General features: G+C 69.2%; 10 protein-coding genes. 3 read left to right on the forward strand and 7 right to left on the reverse strand.

The window, feature by feature from the left end; genetic code table 11:
• Nucleotides 1-325: 325 nt before the first annotated feature.
• Nucleotides 326-1,558, reverse strand: a complete 1,233-nt coding sequence (locus tag Aco04nite_RS38025) for an MFS transporter (RefSeq protein ID WP_244876596.1) — start codon at nucleotides 1,556-1,558, stop codon at nucleotides 326-328.
• A 238-nt stretch (nucleotides 1,559-1,796) separates the two neighbouring features.
• Nucleotides 1,797-3,293 carry a peptide-N4-asparagine amidase gene (locus Aco04nite_RS38030; RefSeq protein WP_213002084.1) on the reverse strand — a complete coding sequence of 499 codons (1,497 nt, stop codon included), beginning with the start codon at nucleotides 3,291-3,293 and terminating at the stop codon, nucleotides 1,797-1,799.
• A gap of 94 nt (nucleotides 3,294-3,387) precedes the next feature.
• Between Aco04nite_RS38030 and Aco04nite_RS38035 the strand changes: the two genes are divergently transcribed.
• Complete coding sequence (locus Aco04nite_RS38035; protein WP_213002085.1) at nucleotides 3,388-3,918, forward strand: TIGR03086 family metal-binding protein; 531 nt, start codon at nucleotides 3,388-3,390, stop codon at nucleotides 3,916-3,918.
• Nucleotides 3,919-4,278: 360 nt separating this feature from the next.
• Here the strand turns inward: Aco04nite_RS38035 and Aco04nite_RS38040 are convergent, their stop codons facing one another.
• The 3 genes from Aco04nite_RS38040 to Aco04nite_RS38050 all read right to left on the reverse strand — a co-directional run bounded on the left by Aco04nite_RS38040 (nucleotide 4,279) and on the right by Aco04nite_RS38050 (nucleotide 8,799).
• The gene (locus Aco04nite_RS38040; RefSeq protein ID WP_213002086.1) at nucleotides 4,279-7,173 is read right to left on the reverse strand and encodes a vitamin B12-dependent ribonucleotide reductase; all 2,895 of its coding nucleotides are present in this window, start codon (nucleotides 7,171-7,173) and stop codon (nucleotides 4,279-4,281) included.
• 345 nt (nucleotides 7,174-7,518) lie between these two features.
• Entirely contained in the window at nucleotides 7,519-8,049 is a 531-nt protein-coding gene (gene nrdR, locus Aco04nite_RS38045; protein WP_203838762.1) for a transcriptional regulator NrdR, read from the reverse strand.
• Nucleotides 8,050-8,574: 525 nt separating this feature from the next.
• A complete protein-coding gene (locus tag Aco04nite_RS38050) occupies nucleotides 8,575-8,799 on the reverse strand; it encodes a LysM peptidoglycan-binding domain-containing protein (RefSeq protein WP_244876597.1) in 225 nt (74 codons plus the stop codon).
• Between the two features lie 368 nt (nucleotides 8,800-9,167).
• Between Aco04nite_RS38050 and lexA the strand changes: the two genes are divergently transcribed.
• Together lexA and Aco04nite_RS38060 are read left to right on the forward strand one after the other, a co-directional pair.
• The gene (gene lexA, locus Aco04nite_RS38055; RefSeq protein ID WP_213002087.1) at nucleotides 9,168-9,965 is read left to right on the forward strand and encodes a transcriptional repressor LexA; all 798 of its coding nucleotides are present in this window, start codon (nucleotides 9,168-9,170) and stop codon (nucleotides 9,963-9,965) included.
• Between the two features lie 79 nt (nucleotides 9,966-10,044).
• Nucleotides 10,045-10,689, forward strand: coding sequence for a hypothetical protein (locus tag Aco04nite_RS38060; protein ID WP_213002088.1), 645 nt, complete (start codon nucleotides 10,045-10,047; stop codon nucleotides 10,687-10,689).
• 475 nt (nucleotides 10,690-11,164) lie between these two features.
• Here Aco04nite_RS38060 and Aco04nite_RS38065 read toward each other — a convergent pair whose 3' ends face one another.
• The gene (locus Aco04nite_RS38065; protein ID WP_244876607.1) at nucleotides 11,165-13,375 is read right to left on the reverse strand and encodes a hypothetical protein; all 2,211 of its coding nucleotides are present in this window, start codon (nucleotides 13,373-13,375) and stop codon (nucleotides 11,165-11,167) included.
• 97 nt (nucleotides 13,376-13,472) lie between these two features.
• Entirely contained in the window at nucleotides 13,473-14,870 is a 1,398-nt protein-coding gene (gene hflX / locus Aco04nite_RS38070; RefSeq protein WP_213002089.1) for a GTPase HflX, read from the reverse strand.
• Between the last annotated feature and the right edge of the window lie 20 nt (nucleotides 14,871-14,890).

Genomic DNA, 14,890 nt, shown 5'->3' on the forward strand with positions numbered 1-14,890 from the left:
CCAAAACGCCAGCCCGACCCGAACGTCAGTCCGGACCAAAACATCAGCCCGACCCGGACACCAGCGCGGACCAAACATCAGCCCGACCCGGACACCAGCGCGGACCAAAACATCAGCCCAGCCCGGACGCCAGCCCGGACCAGAACGTCAGCCTGAGCCGAGGACCAGGGGCGAGGCTCCGGTTCGGTCCAGGCCGAGCGGCAACCCTGCGGCAGCTGGAGTCGGACCTGCGACCAGGCCAGCCAAGCCCAGCCCAGCCGGGCCTACCGCCCCATCAGGCCAAACCTCCATAGCGACCAGCCGCAGACGGGCAGAACGCAACGGCTCAGGCCTTGTCGCTGCCGTCCGAGTCGGACGGCGGCCCCGTGGGCGCGATTCCGTTTGTTGCCGCCTGCAAGGGGCGCGCGGCTCCAGAGCCGATCAGGCCCAGGCCGATGGCGACGACTACCAGGAACAGGGCGCGCAGGATGCCGAAGTGCTCCGCCAGCAGCCCGATCAAGGGCGGCCCCGCAAGGAAGGCGCCGTAACCGATCGAGCCCGCGACGGACACCCGGATCGCCGCGCGAAGTGGATCATCGGCCGCCGCGCTCATCCCGACGGGGAAGCCGAGCGAGGCGCCCGCGCCCCAGAGCAGCGCCCCGATGAGGACCACGGGTATGCCGAGGCCGGAGACCACCAGGAGCAGGCCGAACAGGGCGGAGATTGCCGTCACCCGCAGCGCGGCGACTCGGCCCCAGCGTTCGATTGCTGAGCCGCCGAAGAGCCGCCCGACGGTCATGGCGGTGACGAAGAAGCCGAAGCCGATGGCTCCGACCGTCTCCGTGGCGTGGTAGCCGTCGACGAGGCTGATGGCGAGCCAGTCGTTGGCGGCGCCTTCGGTGAAGCCGAAGCCGAGCATGATGACGCCGATGAGCAGCGTTCGGGGTTCGCGCCAGGCGTCGCGGACTCGGCCGCCAGGGTGGCTGCCTGCGGGGATGGTTTCGGCCGGTAGGAAACGACGGACCGTGAAGAGCATGATCGCTGCTGCCAGGAGGGCGGTGGCACAGACCTGGATGGTCACTGATACTTCCAGGTACGCAGCCAGCGCGCTCAATCCCGCACCGCCGACCGTGCCCAGGCTGAAGGCGGCGTGAAAGCGGGGCATCAGGGTTCGGGCGACGCGGCGTTCGACTGTGGCGCCTTCGACGTTCATGGCTACGTCCCACAGGCTGTTGCCCGCGCCGAGCAGGACGAGGCCGGCGCCGGCGATCGGGACTGAGCCGAGGGCGGTGCCGGTGCCCAGGACGATCAGGCCGAGGACGACCGACATGCTGCCGGTGAGGACCGCGCGGGCCGCTCCGAAGCGTTGGACGAGCGGGCCGGCGAGAGGGATCGCCAAGACTGCCGCGCCCGAGAGGCAGAGCAGGAGCAATCCGAGTCCGGCCGGAGACAGGCCCAGATCGTTGCGTACGGCGGGAGCACGCGCCAGCCAGCCCGCGAACGCGATCCCGTTGGTGGCGAACGTAACCGCCACGGCGATCTTCGCAGCCTGCACGGGCGCAACGCGCGGGTCGATCACGTCTCAACCTAACAAGCCGCCCGGCGAGAAACGCAAACAAGCCGCACGCTGTGAGAACGCTGCCAAGCCGCACGCTGTGAGAACGCTGCCAAGCCGCACGGTGTGACGGGGAGAAACGCCAGCAGGCCCGCCCGGGAGAAGTCGCGATCCCGAGCGGGCCAACGGTAAAGGTCAGCGGTGAAGTCCCCCGATAAAGCCCGCAGTGAAAGCCAGCGACAAAACCTGCCGACGAAAGCCCTCAGTGGCGGTTGACGGTGATCGTGCCGTTCACCGCGGTGATGGTGTGGTCGTAGTCGGGGCCGGGCTGCCACAAGCGGTAACGCTCGGTGGAGGTGCCGGTGGCGTGGCGCTGGTCGCGGGGGACGTTGAGCAGCCAGGACGCTGTGCCTTCGTACGTGTCGAGGAGGCGGGTTGCGGGGGTGGTCGCTGCGTCGGTGAGCGAGATCGTGGTGGTCAGGCGGTCGTTGTCATCGATGGTGATCGCGCCGCTCAGGGCGTACTGACGGCTGGTTGTGGTGGTGGACGGCCTGGACCTGCCCGCTTTGATCGTGGTGCTGGTGGTGTCGGTCCAGATCGCGCGGAGCGTGTCGTTGGTCTCGTCTGCGTTCCAGGTGTGCGTGCTGGTGTTCGCGACCGTGCGGCCGACCGTCGTGGTGACGCGGCCGTGTGAGGTGTTGAGGTAACCACTGACCGTGAGCGAGTGGCCGCCGGTGGTCTTCAGGGTGGGTTCGGTGTAGACCGAGCTGTTGCGCAGCGGCGACGACGTGCTGCTCAGCAGACCGCCGGTGACCTGAGTGGCGTGTTTGTCCCGCCAGGCGAGCAGGGCCGTCGGGACGTCCCACCCTGACTGACCTTCGGGCACGCCGACCACGTCCACCTTGATGTCGTGCGCTCTACCGTCGGTGAGCAGACCGGCGAAAGGCGTGAGGTCGTAACGGATGGGCTGGATGTCGAATGCGCGGGGCGCCGGCAGGACATACCAGAGGAACGGGTTCGACCAACCGCCCGTGTAGATGTGCGGATACGGTGCGGCGATGCCCGCCAGCCGGCCGTCGATCGTGACCTGAACCTCGCGGTACGGGCCGTTGTCCGCGGGGCAGGAATACGGGATTCCGTCCGGAACGGTCTGATACCAGAATTCCTCGCAGCCACCACCGGACCCCGTCGCGTACACGTCGGCGAACAGTTTTTCGGTGTTGCGGGGAATGGCCTGGCTGATCGGGAGGATCTCCGGCCGGTCACCGGAGGCACCACGGTAGAAAGTCAGTTTCACCGTCACGTCGAGCACGCCCGTGTAGGTGTCGTCGACGACGTTCCCGATGAGCATCTCGATCGGCTGCGGCTTGGTGAGCAGCGACGCGTACTGCGTGATGTCCTTCTCCACCGACCAGGTGATTCCGTCCGGCGAAGGCTCCGGCGTCGACGTTTTGAAAATGGTCACGCCGCCGACCGTCAGATAGCCGAGCCGGTCATATTGCCGACCCGCGACCGCGCCGTCCAGACGCAGCACCACTTTCTGCCAGGGCCCGGCACAGGACGGAGAATAATTCGACTGGTACGGCGTGAAGTCCCGGAATTCGGTGTCCACAATCGTCGTCGAGCAGCTGGGGGTCTGCGGGGTGGTCACGGGCGGGGCCGCCGTCACGGGGTCGTCCCAGTCGCTGCCGAACTCGGCGGGCGGGGTGGGACCGCTGATCAGGGTGAGCACCGCGGCGGCGGCTGCGAGAATCTGCACCCATCCAGCATCGCAAATATTGATCGTCAGCGTGTTTCAATCTCGTCAAACCGGTCCCACACCTGAGCACCGGTGCCGCCTATGGTCAGTAGTCATGTCAGCACATGAGCTCGTCACGCCGGCCCTGGAACCCACAATCGCGGTGGTCAAGGCCGTCCGCCCCGAGCAGCTCGACCTACCCACCCCATGCGGCAATTTCACCGTACGCCAATTGCTGGATCACATGGCCGGCACCGCCACCTGGCTGTCCTCAGCCGCCGGAGTGAAATCCGAGCCCCCGGAAAGCCTCGAGGACCGCTACGCCATCCTGGGCACCGTCTACTCCGACCCCAAGTCGTGGGAGGGCGAAATCTCCATGGGCAACGCCCCGATGCCGGCCCCGATGGTCGGCGGCATGACCATCGGCGAAGTCGTCGTCCACGGCTGGGACCTGGCCACGGCGACCGGTCAGCACCCACAATGGGCGCCCGAGGTGCTCGATTTCCTCCTCGAAGACGTCGCGAAAACCGCCGACCTCGGCCGCCAGATGGAGGCCTACGGCAAAGAAATCCCCATCCCCGCCGACGCCCCACCCCTCGACCGCATCCTCGGCCTCACCGGCCGCGACCCCGCTTGGACCGCATAGGGCCTGAGGGGCTCCGCAACCGTGGGGCCCCTCAGGCGCACCTCGAACCGGCACCAGCCCGTCTTGCACACAACGCCAGAATCCGGTTTCCGCGCCTGAAGTTGGTCCCGCAGAATGCGACCCAGATATTCGGCCCGCACGTGGACCGATCACCGGTCCAGCGCTTCATCGAAGGATGCGCCGTCTGCCGCCACCACCCCTCGTCACTTCCAGCACGCCTCGCGGCCATAGGTACGTCAATTACTCAACGTACTTCCAGGTCCGCCGTATCGTCTTCGACGCAAATGGCCCCTGCTGCGTCGGACGCAACAGGGGCCATTTGTCATCTGAGAACGGTCGTGCTGGGTATTACTCCGAGGGTCAGCTGCAGCCGGAGGTGGAGCCGCAGCCTTCGCAGACGTAGCAGCTGCCGGCGGGGCGCATCTTGGTGCCGCAGGTGAAGCAGAGCGGGGCGTCCGCGGAGGTGCCCAGGACGATTTCGAGGAGCTCCGTGGAGGAGTGCGCTGTGGTGGGCGCGGCCTTCTCGATCTCGGTGACGGCGGGGACCTCGGCCGTCGGGGCGGTGACCGGGGCTGAGGCGGCCATGCCCGCGAGGTCGACGCTTGTCGTCTCGGCGACCACGCCCGCGGCCTCGGCGGCTTCGGCCTGGATCTGGGCGGCGCGTTCCTTGGCGGTGAAGATGCCCAGCTCGGCGCGGGTGTCGTAGGGCAAGAAGTCCAGGGCCAGGCGACGGAAGATGTAGTCCATCACCGAGGCGGCCATGCGGACGTCCGAGTCGTCGGTCATGCCGGCGGGCTCGAAGCGCATGTTGGTGAACTTGCTGACGAACGTCTCCAGGGGGACGCCGTACTGCAGCCCTATCGAGATCGCCACCGAGAAGGCGTCCATGACGCCGGCCAGGGTGGAGCCCTGCTTCGACATCTTGAGGAAGACCTCGCCGAGGCCGCCGTCCGGGTAGGACGACGCCGTCAGGTAGCCCTCGGCACCGGCGACCGAGAATGACACCGTCTCCGAGGTGCGCTTCTTGGGGAGGCGCTTGCGGACCGGGCGGTACTCGATGACCTTCTCGACGATCTTCTCGGCCTCGGCGACCACGTCGACCGGCGCGGGGGCGGCGGCCTTGTTGCCCTTGGACGCCGACAGCGGCTGGCCGACCTTGCAGTTGTCGCGGTAGATCGCGAGCGCCTTCAGGCCCAGCTTCCAGCCCTGGAAGTGCACGTTCTCGATGTCCTCGACGGTCGCCGACTCCGGCATGTTGATCGTCTTGGAGATCGCACCCGAGATGAACGGCTGGACGGCCGCCATCATCCGGACGTGGCCCATCGGGGCGATCGAACGCTCGCCCATCGCGCAGTCGAAGACCGCGTAGTGCTCGGGCTTGAGGCCGGGCGCGTCGACCACGATGCCGTGGTCGGCGATGTGCTCGACGATCGCCTCGACCTGCTCCTCGGGGTAGCCGAGGCTGCGCAGCGCGCGCGGGACCGTCTGGTTGACGATCTGCATCGAGCCGCCGCCGACGAGCTTCTTGAACTTGACCAGGGCCAGGTCGGGCTCGACGCCGGTGGTGTCGCAGTCCATCATCAGGCCGATGGTGCCGGTCGGCGCGAGCACGGACGCCTGGGCGTTGCGCCAGCCGTTCTTCTCACCGATCTTGTTGCCGTTCTGCCACTGCTTGGTGGCTTCCTTCACCAGGGCGGTGGCGACGTCGCCCTGCGGGCGGATCGCGTCGTTCGCCGCGGCGTGCTTGCGCATGACGCGCTTGTGGGCGTCGGCGTTGCGGGCATAGCCGTCGTACGCGCCGACCACGCCGGCGATCTCGGCGGAGCGGCGGTAGGCCACACCCGTCATCAGCGAGGTGATCGCGGCGGCGACGCCACGGCCCGACTCCGAGTCGTACGGGTGGCCGGTCGCCATGAGCAGCGCGCCGAGGTTCGCGTACCCGATGCCGAGCTGGCGGTAGGCACGCGTGGTCTCGCCGATCTTCGGGGTCGGGAAGTCCGCGAAGGAGATCGAGATCTCCATGGCGGTGATCACGAACTCGACGCTCTTGACGAACTTCTCGATCTCGAAGCCACCGTCGGACTTCAGGAACTTCATCAGGTTGAGCGAGGCGAGGTTGCAGGACGAGTCGTCCAGCGACATGTACTCCGAACACGGGTTGGACGCGGTGATGCGGCCGGTCTCCGGGTTGGTGTGCCAGTCGTTGATCGTGTCGTCGTACTGCAGACCCGGGTCGGCGCACTCCCAGGCGGCCTTCGCGATCTCGGTGAACAGCTTGCGGGCGTCGATGCTCTCGATCGTCTCGCCGTGCATCCGGCCCCGCAGGTCGAACGTGGTGCCCTCGTCAACCGCCCGCATGAACTCGTCGCTGACGCGCACGGAGTTGTTGGCGTTCTGGTACTGCACGGAGACGATGTCGCTGCCGCCGAGGTCCATGTCGAACCCGGCGTCGCGCAGGGCCCGGATCTTGTCCTCTTCGCGGGCCTTGGTGGTGACGAACTCCTCGATGTCGGGGTGATCGACGTCGAGGATGACCATCTTCGCCGCGCGGCGGGTCGCGCCACCGGACTTGATCGTCCCGGCGCTGGCGTCGGCGCCACGCATGAAGCTCACCGGGCCGCTGGCGGTGCCACCGGAGGAGAGCAGCTCACGGGAGGAGCGGATCCGGGAGAGGTTGACGCCGGAACCGGAGCCACCCTTGAAGATCAGGCCCTCTTCTTTGTACCAGTCGAGGATCGAGTCCATCGAGTCGTCGACGGACAGGATGAAACACGCACTGACCTGCTGCGGCGAGGACGTGCCGACGTTGAACCACACCGGCGAGTTGAAGCTGAACACCTGGTGCAGCAGCATCCAGGTCAGCTCGTGCTCGAACACCTCGGCGTCGGCCGGGGCGGCGAAGTAGTTGTTGTCGTCGCCGGCCTTGCGGTAGGTCTTCACGACCCGGTCGATGAGCTGCTTGAGCGACCACTCACGGCCCGGCGTGCCGACCGCACCCCGGAAGTACTTGGTGGTGACGATGTTCGCGGCGTTGACGCTCCACGAGGCCGGATACTCGACCCCGCGCTGCTCGAAGTTGATCGAGCCGTCCCGCCAGTTCGTCATGACGACGTCGCGGCGCTCCCACTCGACCTCGTCGTACGGGTGGACCCCCTCGGTCGTCCAGACCCGCTCGACGCGCAGCCCCCCGACCGCGGCGCCCCCGTTACCAGCGCGAGTGCGCTGCCGACCTGCTGTGATGCCGTCACCGGCCATGTGCGTGCTCCCCCTCGAACGATCACGGCTTCCCCACCGCGATCCACTTTCCGACAGCGCGGCCTCCCGGGCCGTGCTTCCATTCCCAGCCGTTTCGGGGCAAAACCCCTCTGCCGGTACGCCCGAAAGCGCACCGGTACGCGCGGCGCCCCGTGGCGGCGGTGCAGTACTCGCGCCGGTGTTGCAGTCCCAGGTGATACGCCCGCGGCTACTTGCCCTCCCGCGGGTTTTGCTTCAGCGCTGCGCTTTTCCTAGCCCCACGCGCCTCGGCCGGCGCACGCTGATGGTGCCTGCGCGCGCCGCTGGTGCTCGCCGTGCCGCCTCGCCCGGCGTTGTGGTGCCGGCCTAGGGCGACCGGTCGCTGATCTTCGGTGCCCTGCCGCCGGAGGGCCTGGTGGTGACCACGTGCCGGGCGGCCGCCTCCCGGCTCGTGGCGGCCTCTCGCAGCTCGGAGATCTCCCGCTCGAACTCGTCGAGCGAATCGAACGACTTGTAGACGCTCGCGAAGCGCAGATAGGCCACCTGGTCGAGCTCACGAAGCGGAAGCAGGATCGCCAGGCCCACGTCGTGACTGGGCACCTCGGCCGCGCCCTTGGCCCGCACGGTCTCCTCGACCTTCTGCGCGAGCAGCGCGATCGAGTCCTCGTCGACGGGCCGGCCCTGGCAGGCCTTACGCACCCCGCTCATGATCTTTGTCCGGCTGAAGGGCTCGGTGACTCCGCTGCGCTTGACCACGGCGAGGACGGCCTCCTCGACGGTGGTGAACCGCTTGCCGCACTCGGGGCACGACCGACGGCGACGGATCAACTGACCGTCGTCGGCCTCACGCGAGTCGACCACGCGGGAGTCCGCGTGCCGGCAGTACGGGCACCGCACCGTAATCCTCCTGTTGCCAGAGCTTCAGAGCACTGATCACCAGAGGCAGTTGCCCGCGGTCTCCCCGCCGCCCGGACACGCCAACATGCAGCTCCGAGGTGATCAATTTCCGCCTCGAACCTGTGGACGAATCTGTGGACGACGTGGGGGCCAGACCCCAACCTGTGGATGACTTACACCCTTGTAACTACTAGATGTTGGGGTTGACGTTATGCCGCTGCGGACGCCGACGCAAGTTCACCGACGGTTCGGCGCGCCGTATTTTCTACCTCAACACGCCGGGTGCCGCACCGGTCACGGCCAGCACCGAAACCAGTTGATCAAGGTCACGCGACGGGGTAAACCCACCACGCCCGGACCCTCGCACCCATCAATGCCCCGACTGGCCGACGACCTGCTCCCCACCCCTGCCGACAGCCTCCGGACCCCCACCGGACACCACTCCACCCCCGCCTCCACGCCACCGGCGACAGGTGATCCCGGCTACTCACCCCGGTCGGCGCCACTACCCAAGGGGCCGGACGCTCAGCGACTCGGGACCGCCAGGGTCTGACCGGCATAGATGTATGGGCTGTCGATCCCGTTCAGATCACGGATCTCGGGGACCACCTGCTGCGGCGAGCGCTCCGGAACCATCCGGTCGGCGATCGACCAGAGCGAGTCGCCCGGCTGGACCACCACCGGCACGGCGGGCCCGGCGGGCGTTTCATCGGCGCGCGAAGCTGTGGTCCACAGCACTGCGCTGGCCAAGGAAGCCAGAAGCACGAAGAGAGCCAGAACGGCGACACGTCCCCGCCGCGTCAACCGCAGCGGGACGGGGCGGCCCGAGCGCACACCGGTTGCTACCACGGCATATTCCTTTCATCGCATACTTCTCTCGTACGGGCGTTCGATCGAACGCCCGTACGACGGTCTATCAGAACAGGCGTACGGAAGTCGAGCACTTCAGGGCGACACGCCGGGAGAATGTCGTACAGATGTTTGAATATGTCGTACCGCGCAAGTACGGTTCTGCTTCAAGAGGGGTCAGCCGGACATACGTCATCCCCACGGCAGATGTCCGGCTCCGCGAGCGCACCACGTGTCCGAGAGGGCACTGGCCGACAAGGAGGGCCGACGTGTCGACCGACGACCGGACGAGCCGGGAACAGCAGAAGGACTCGAAGCCCGAGGCGACGAACAACAGGGCGGCCCTGCGCCGCCGGACCCCGGCCCGGGCCCGCAGCGCCGACGCGCCGCAGTTGCGTTCGGTGACACCGGTGGTGAGCCAGTTCCCCGACGTGGTGACGGCTGACCTCACGGCCCGCCAGCGCCGCATCCTGGAGTTCATCAAGGACTGGGTGGAGCGCTACGGCTACCCGCCGAGCGTCCGTGAGATCGGCGAAGCGGTCGGCCTGGTCTCCCCGTCGAGCGTGGCCTACCAGCTCAAGGAGCTCGAGAAGAAGGGCTTCCTGCGCCGCGACCCCAACCGCCCCCGCGCGGTGGACGTCCGCTCCCCCAGCGAGATGGTCGACGACGAGACGCTCCGCTCGGCCCGCCCGGCACCGGCGTACGTGCCGCTGCTGGGTCGCATCGCCGCCGGCGGCCCGATCCTGGCCGAGCAGGCCGTCGAGGACTTCTTCCCGCTGCCCCGCGAGCTCGTCGGCGAGGGCGAGGTCTTCATGCTCGAGGTCAAGGGCGACTCGATGATCGACGCGGCCATCTGCAACGGCGACTGGGTGGTCGTCCGCCAGCAGCCGTCCGCCAACGTGGGCGACATAGTGGCCGCCATGATCGACGGTGAGGCCACCATCAAGAGCTACCGCCAGCGGGACGGCCACGTCTGGCTGATGCCGGCCAACCCCGCCTTCGATCCCATCCCCGGTGACGACGCCGTCGTCATGGGCCGCGTGGTGGCCGTCCTCCGCCGGGTCTGACACCAACCGGGCCACCCCGCCGCACCAGCATTCCCCGGGTACGGCGGGATCGGCCACGCTCAGGAAGAAGTCTGCGGGCGTGAGCAGCTGGGACCGGGCCTTCCACGCGTACGGTCCGGCGCGCGGTGGCGATCAGTTGCTGAACGCATTTCGGCACGGCCGCGAAGACATGTACCTCCGGGATCATCCCCACGCGGCGTGGCAGCCCTACACCTTCCTGTGGACGGCGCTCTACTGCGACGGGCGGATCACCCCGGCAACGGTTCTCGGCCTGCGCCACCTCGCGAGTGCCGTCACTGCGGACGACTTCGGCGGATCCGATCCCACCCTGCGGGTTGCCGCGGTGTGGTGGATCCGGGACGTGATCCGCTCCGTCCTCACCGCCACCGATCTGGACGGCGCGCGGCTCACCGCTGCCCGCCGCAACGAACCGGCCGTGCACGAATGGCTCGACGAATACCTGCGGCAGGAGCGGTCGATCTTCGACTGGGACGCCGATGACGCGCCTGGGCAGGTGTTGATCGCCGGGGCGCGAGTGGACTGCTTCGACTTCCTCCCGGAGTGTTTCGCACCGCTGTCAACGCTGCTCACGCCAAGCCAGGCGGAGGAGTCGTCGCCCACGCCGGATGAGCCGCTACTCACGGCGAGTTGGCCGGAGGAATTGCGCGCGGCCGCCGCGAGCGCCACGGCGTTGCTCGTCGCGCACCCCGGTCTCCGGAGGTAACACGACGAGGTCACCGCCTACCACGCTGAGCAGGCTTGCCAGGGCTCGCCGCGCTATCGGGCATCGATGGTCCTCGGGCTCGGCGAGCTGGGCGTGGCGCCGGCGGAGTGGCTCACGGATGCCGATTTCGGGGTCCGGGTATGTGCCGCTCTCGCGCCGGGCCTCGCCGGCGATGAGACGGCCGCCGAAGTGCTCCGGTTCGCATTACTGGACCCAGCGGCGCTCGACGGCCTGTCCCTGCATCAGCTGCCCTTGATCACCAGGCCGTCGCCGAGGCTCTCGGGGACCGCTCCGCGGAGTGGGGTCGGTGACCCGGCAGGTGCGAGCGGGTCATGAGAACGCCTATGGAAACCGAGCGAGGCTGGACACCTGGTGGGGTGTCCAGCCTCGATGAGCTGAGTGGTCAGCGGCCCTGGCCCGGATTCCTCAGGGCTTCCCCACCTCGGGACCGTTGGGTTGTGGCGGGGCCGCTTGCCTACCGGCCTCCGCCGCCACCCTGCGGGCCACCGCCGTAGACGCCGCCGCCGCGGCCGGGGCGGCCGTTGTCGCCACCGCCTTGCTGGGGGCCGCCGCCGCGGGTCGGAGGGGGTGTGGCGCGGCCGGGTTGGGCGGCTCCGCCGCGTGGGGGCTGGGCACCACGGGCGGGAGGCTGAGGGGCGCGGCCGGGTTGCGGGGCCGAGGCAGGCCGCGCAGCGGGCTGGCCACCCTGGGGCGGGCGGGGAGCGCCGCCGGTGGGACGGCCCTGGCCGCCGGTGGGACGGCCGGGCTGGGCACCGTCGGCGGGACGACCCTGCTGAGCCCCACCCGCGGGACGACCCTGCTGGGCACCGCCGGCAGGACGACCCTGGGCACCGCCTGCAGGACGACCCTGCTGAGCGCCACCAGAGGGGCGGCCCTGCTGGGCACCACCCGCCGGGCGAGCGGGCTGAGCCGCACCGCCGGGACGCGGAGGCTGTGCCGCACCGCCGGGACGCGGAGGCTGAGCTGCGCCACCGGGACGCGGAGGCTGGGCTGCGCCGCCCGGACGCGGAGGCTGAGCGGCGCCCGTGGGGCGGGAAGGCTGGGCGGAACCGCCGGTGCGAGGGGGCTGAGCGACAGGAGCTCCGCCGGAGCGGGCGGGCTGCGCGGCGCCACCGGGGCGGGGAGGTTGAGCGGCGCCGGCGGGACGGCCGGGCTGGGCCGTGCCGGCGGGGCGGGCAGCTTGGGCGCCGCCGGTGGGGCGACCCTGGGGGCCGCCAGGGCCAGCGGGACCACTAGGGCGGGCGGGCTGCGCACCGCGGGCGGGCTGACCTGCGCCCGGAGGGCCACCGGCAGGGCGGCCCTGCGGGCCACCGGGTCCGGCAGGACCCGGGCGACCCGCGGCGGCTGCACCAGCACCGGCGCCGCCGTAGACGCCTGCGCTCTGGGCTGCGGCGGCCTTGGCTCCGTAGATCGGGCCTGACGGGCCGGCTCCGGCGGCGTAGGCCGCGTTGCCGCGGGGTGGGCCACCGACGGTGAGGAGTTCGGTTTTGGCGTCGCCGGGGGCGGGGGCGCCGAGGAGGTCGTCCTCGTCGTCGGCGGGGGCCGGCTCCAGGGCTCGCTTCTTGCGGGCCTTCACGATGCCGATGACGCCTGCGCCCACGAGGAGGAGGCCGATGACGCCGACGCCGGCGACGAGGTAGGTGATGTCGTCGAGGCTCAGGTTGGAGAAGAAGCTCGAGCCGGCTGACTTGTTGCTGGAGGCCGAGTCGGACTTCGCTGCGACGACCTTGGTGGCCGGGGTGTAGCGCAGGATGTAGTTGACCGAGGCGTCGTCGACGTCGCCGAAGTCGGAGACCGTGACGAAGGTCTTGCCGTCGGCGCTGTAGCTGATGGCTTCACCGAACGGCTCGTTGGGCAGGCCGGTGGCGCGGGGGGTGGCTTTGAGGGCCGCGACCACGTCGCCGTTGGTGACGTCCCATTCGAAGGCGTCGAGGTAGGTGCGGATCACTACCTTCTTGCCGTCGGGAGAGACCGCGCCGCCCGTGACCACGCCCTGGGCGAGGCGGGCGAACGTCGTGCCCGAGGTGTCCGTGCGGGGGAGTTCGAGCGTGCCGACCTTCTTGAGCGGGACACCCTCTTTGTTGTTCGTCTTCAGGGCCGTCGTGGGCGTGTAGATCTGCGCCGCGCCGGTGATTTCCTTGGTGACGATGACCGGGTTGCCCTTGCCGTCCAGCAGGAGCGCCTCGGCGTCGTGCTTGTCGCCGTCGGGGTACGACAGGCGGTGGATCTTGGGCTTCTCGGAGCCGTCGGCCGGCATGCTCCAGAGAGCGACCGAAGGGCGGGACGTCGCGCTCTTGTCGCGGACGGCGTTGTCGCCCGTGTCCGCGATCCAGAGGGTCTTGCCGTCCGGCGAGATGATCATGTCTTCGGTGTCGAGGGGCCCACCGCTGTAGGACACCGTCTTGTCGATCGCGCACTTGTCCGTGAGGAAGAAAACCTTCTTCTTCGCGTCGGTGAGCGACCCGTCGTTGATGACGACGAACCCGTCATCCGTCGCCACGATGCCCGAGAGCTCGTCGAGGAGCGGATCGGTGACCTTGCACACCTTCTTGCCGGCCGCGGCCTTCGTCGCCGAGGCCGCTGGGGCCTCCTCGGCGGAGGCTGGCACGGCACCCACCACTACCAGCCCAAAGGCCAGCATGGCTGGGAACACGAGACGCCGCATCCGATCAGTGTCGCATGCGGCGTCGCGTGCCGGTGTTACGCGTGGATCAAGGCTGGTCAAAGGGCGGCGAACCGGGGCACGCACCGTATTGAGCCCGTCACCGAGGAACGACGAACTGCTCCAGATCGGCGGCCAGGTGCTCGCCGACCCGCACCCGGAGCTCCGATCCCTCATCGGTGTGCCGGGTGTCCAGCACCTGTCCCTGGCGGTGGATGCGGGCGACCAGGTCGCCGCGGTCGTAGGGCAGCAGGATCCGCAGATCCACCGCGGGCCGCGGAAGCCGCTGCGCGATGGCCGCGTGCACCTCGGGGATGCCCTGACCGGACCGGGCTGACGCGAAGACCGCGTCGGGCCAGGCCCGCTTGAGCCGCAGGATCGTCTCCTCGTCGGCCGCGTCGACCTTGTTGATGACGAGCAGCTCGGGGATGCGGTCGGCACCGACCTCGCTGAGGACCTCGCGGACCGCGGCGACCTGACCCTCGGGGTCGGGGTGCGCGCCGTCGACCACGTGCAGGACGAGGTCGGCGTAGGCGACCTCCTCGAGCGTCGAGCGGAAGGCCTCGACGATCTGGTGCGGCAGGTGCCGGACGAAGCCGACGGTGTCGGAGATGGTGAAGACCCGGCCGTCCTCCGCGGCTGTGCGCCGCGTCGTCGGGTCGAGGGTGGCGAAGAGCGCGTCCTCCACCAGCACACCGGCCGAGGTCAGCCGGTTGAGCAGGCTGGACTTGCCGGCGTTGGTGTAACCGGCGATCGCCACGCCCGGCACTCCGCTGCTGGACCGCTTGGAGCGCTTGGTCTGGCGGGCCGTCCGCATGGCCTTGATCTCCCGGCGCAGCTTGGAGATGCGCTGGTTGATCCTGCGGCGGTCGGTCTCGATCTTCGTCTCACCGGGGCCACGTGTTCCCACGCCGCCGCCGGAACCGCCCGCGCCACCGCCCTGACGGGACAGCGACTCACCCCAGCCGCGCAGTCGCGGGAGGAGGTACTGCAGCTGGGCCAGCTCGACCTGCGCCTTGCCTTCCTTGCTCTTCGCGTGCTGGGCGAAGATGTCGAGGATCAACGCGGTGCGGTCGACGACCTTGACCTTGACCTGCTTCTCCAGGTTGCGCAGCTGGGAGGGCGAGAGCTCGCCGTCGCAGATGACGGTGTCGGCGCCGGTGGCGATGACCACGTCGCGCAGCTCGTCGACCTTGCCCCGGCCGATGAAGGTGGCCGAGTCGGGCCGGCCGCGGCGCTGGATGAGGCCTTCGAGCACCTCGGAGCCGGCGGTCTCGGCCAGAGCGGCGAGCTCGGCGAGGGAATTCTCCGCATCGCTGACGCTGCCCTCGGTCCAGACGCCGACCAGGACTACTCGCTCGAGCCGCAGCTGCCTGTACTCGACCTCGGTGATGTCCGTGAGCTCGGTGGAGAGACCCGCCACGCGCCGTAGCGAGTGCCGTTCCTCGAGTTCCAGCTCACCGGTCGTTACGTCGGGTTCGAAAAGCTCTGTTCGCAAAAGGTGACCTCCTCAGCCCG

Origin of the sequence: Winogradskya consettensis (assembly GCF_018332715.1) — a bacterium.
Lineage (GTDB): Bacteria > Actinomycetota > Actinomycetes > Mycobacteriales > Micromonosporaceae > Actinoplanes > Actinoplanes consettensis.

Coding starts and splice junctions, on each gene's coding strand:
- Aco04nite_RS38035 (WP_213002085.1), top strand. CDS start 3,388: ATGTCAGCACATGAGCTCGTCACGCCGGCCCTGGAACCCACAATCGCG.
- Aco04nite_RS38040 (WP_213002086.1), bottom strand. CDS start 7,173: ATGGCCGGTGACGGCATCACAGCAGGTCGGCAGCGCACTCGCGCTGGT.
- Aco04nite_RS38065 (WP_244876607.1), bottom strand. CDS start 13,375: ATGCGGCGTCTCGTGTTCCCAGCCATGCTGGCCTTTGGGCTGGTAGTG.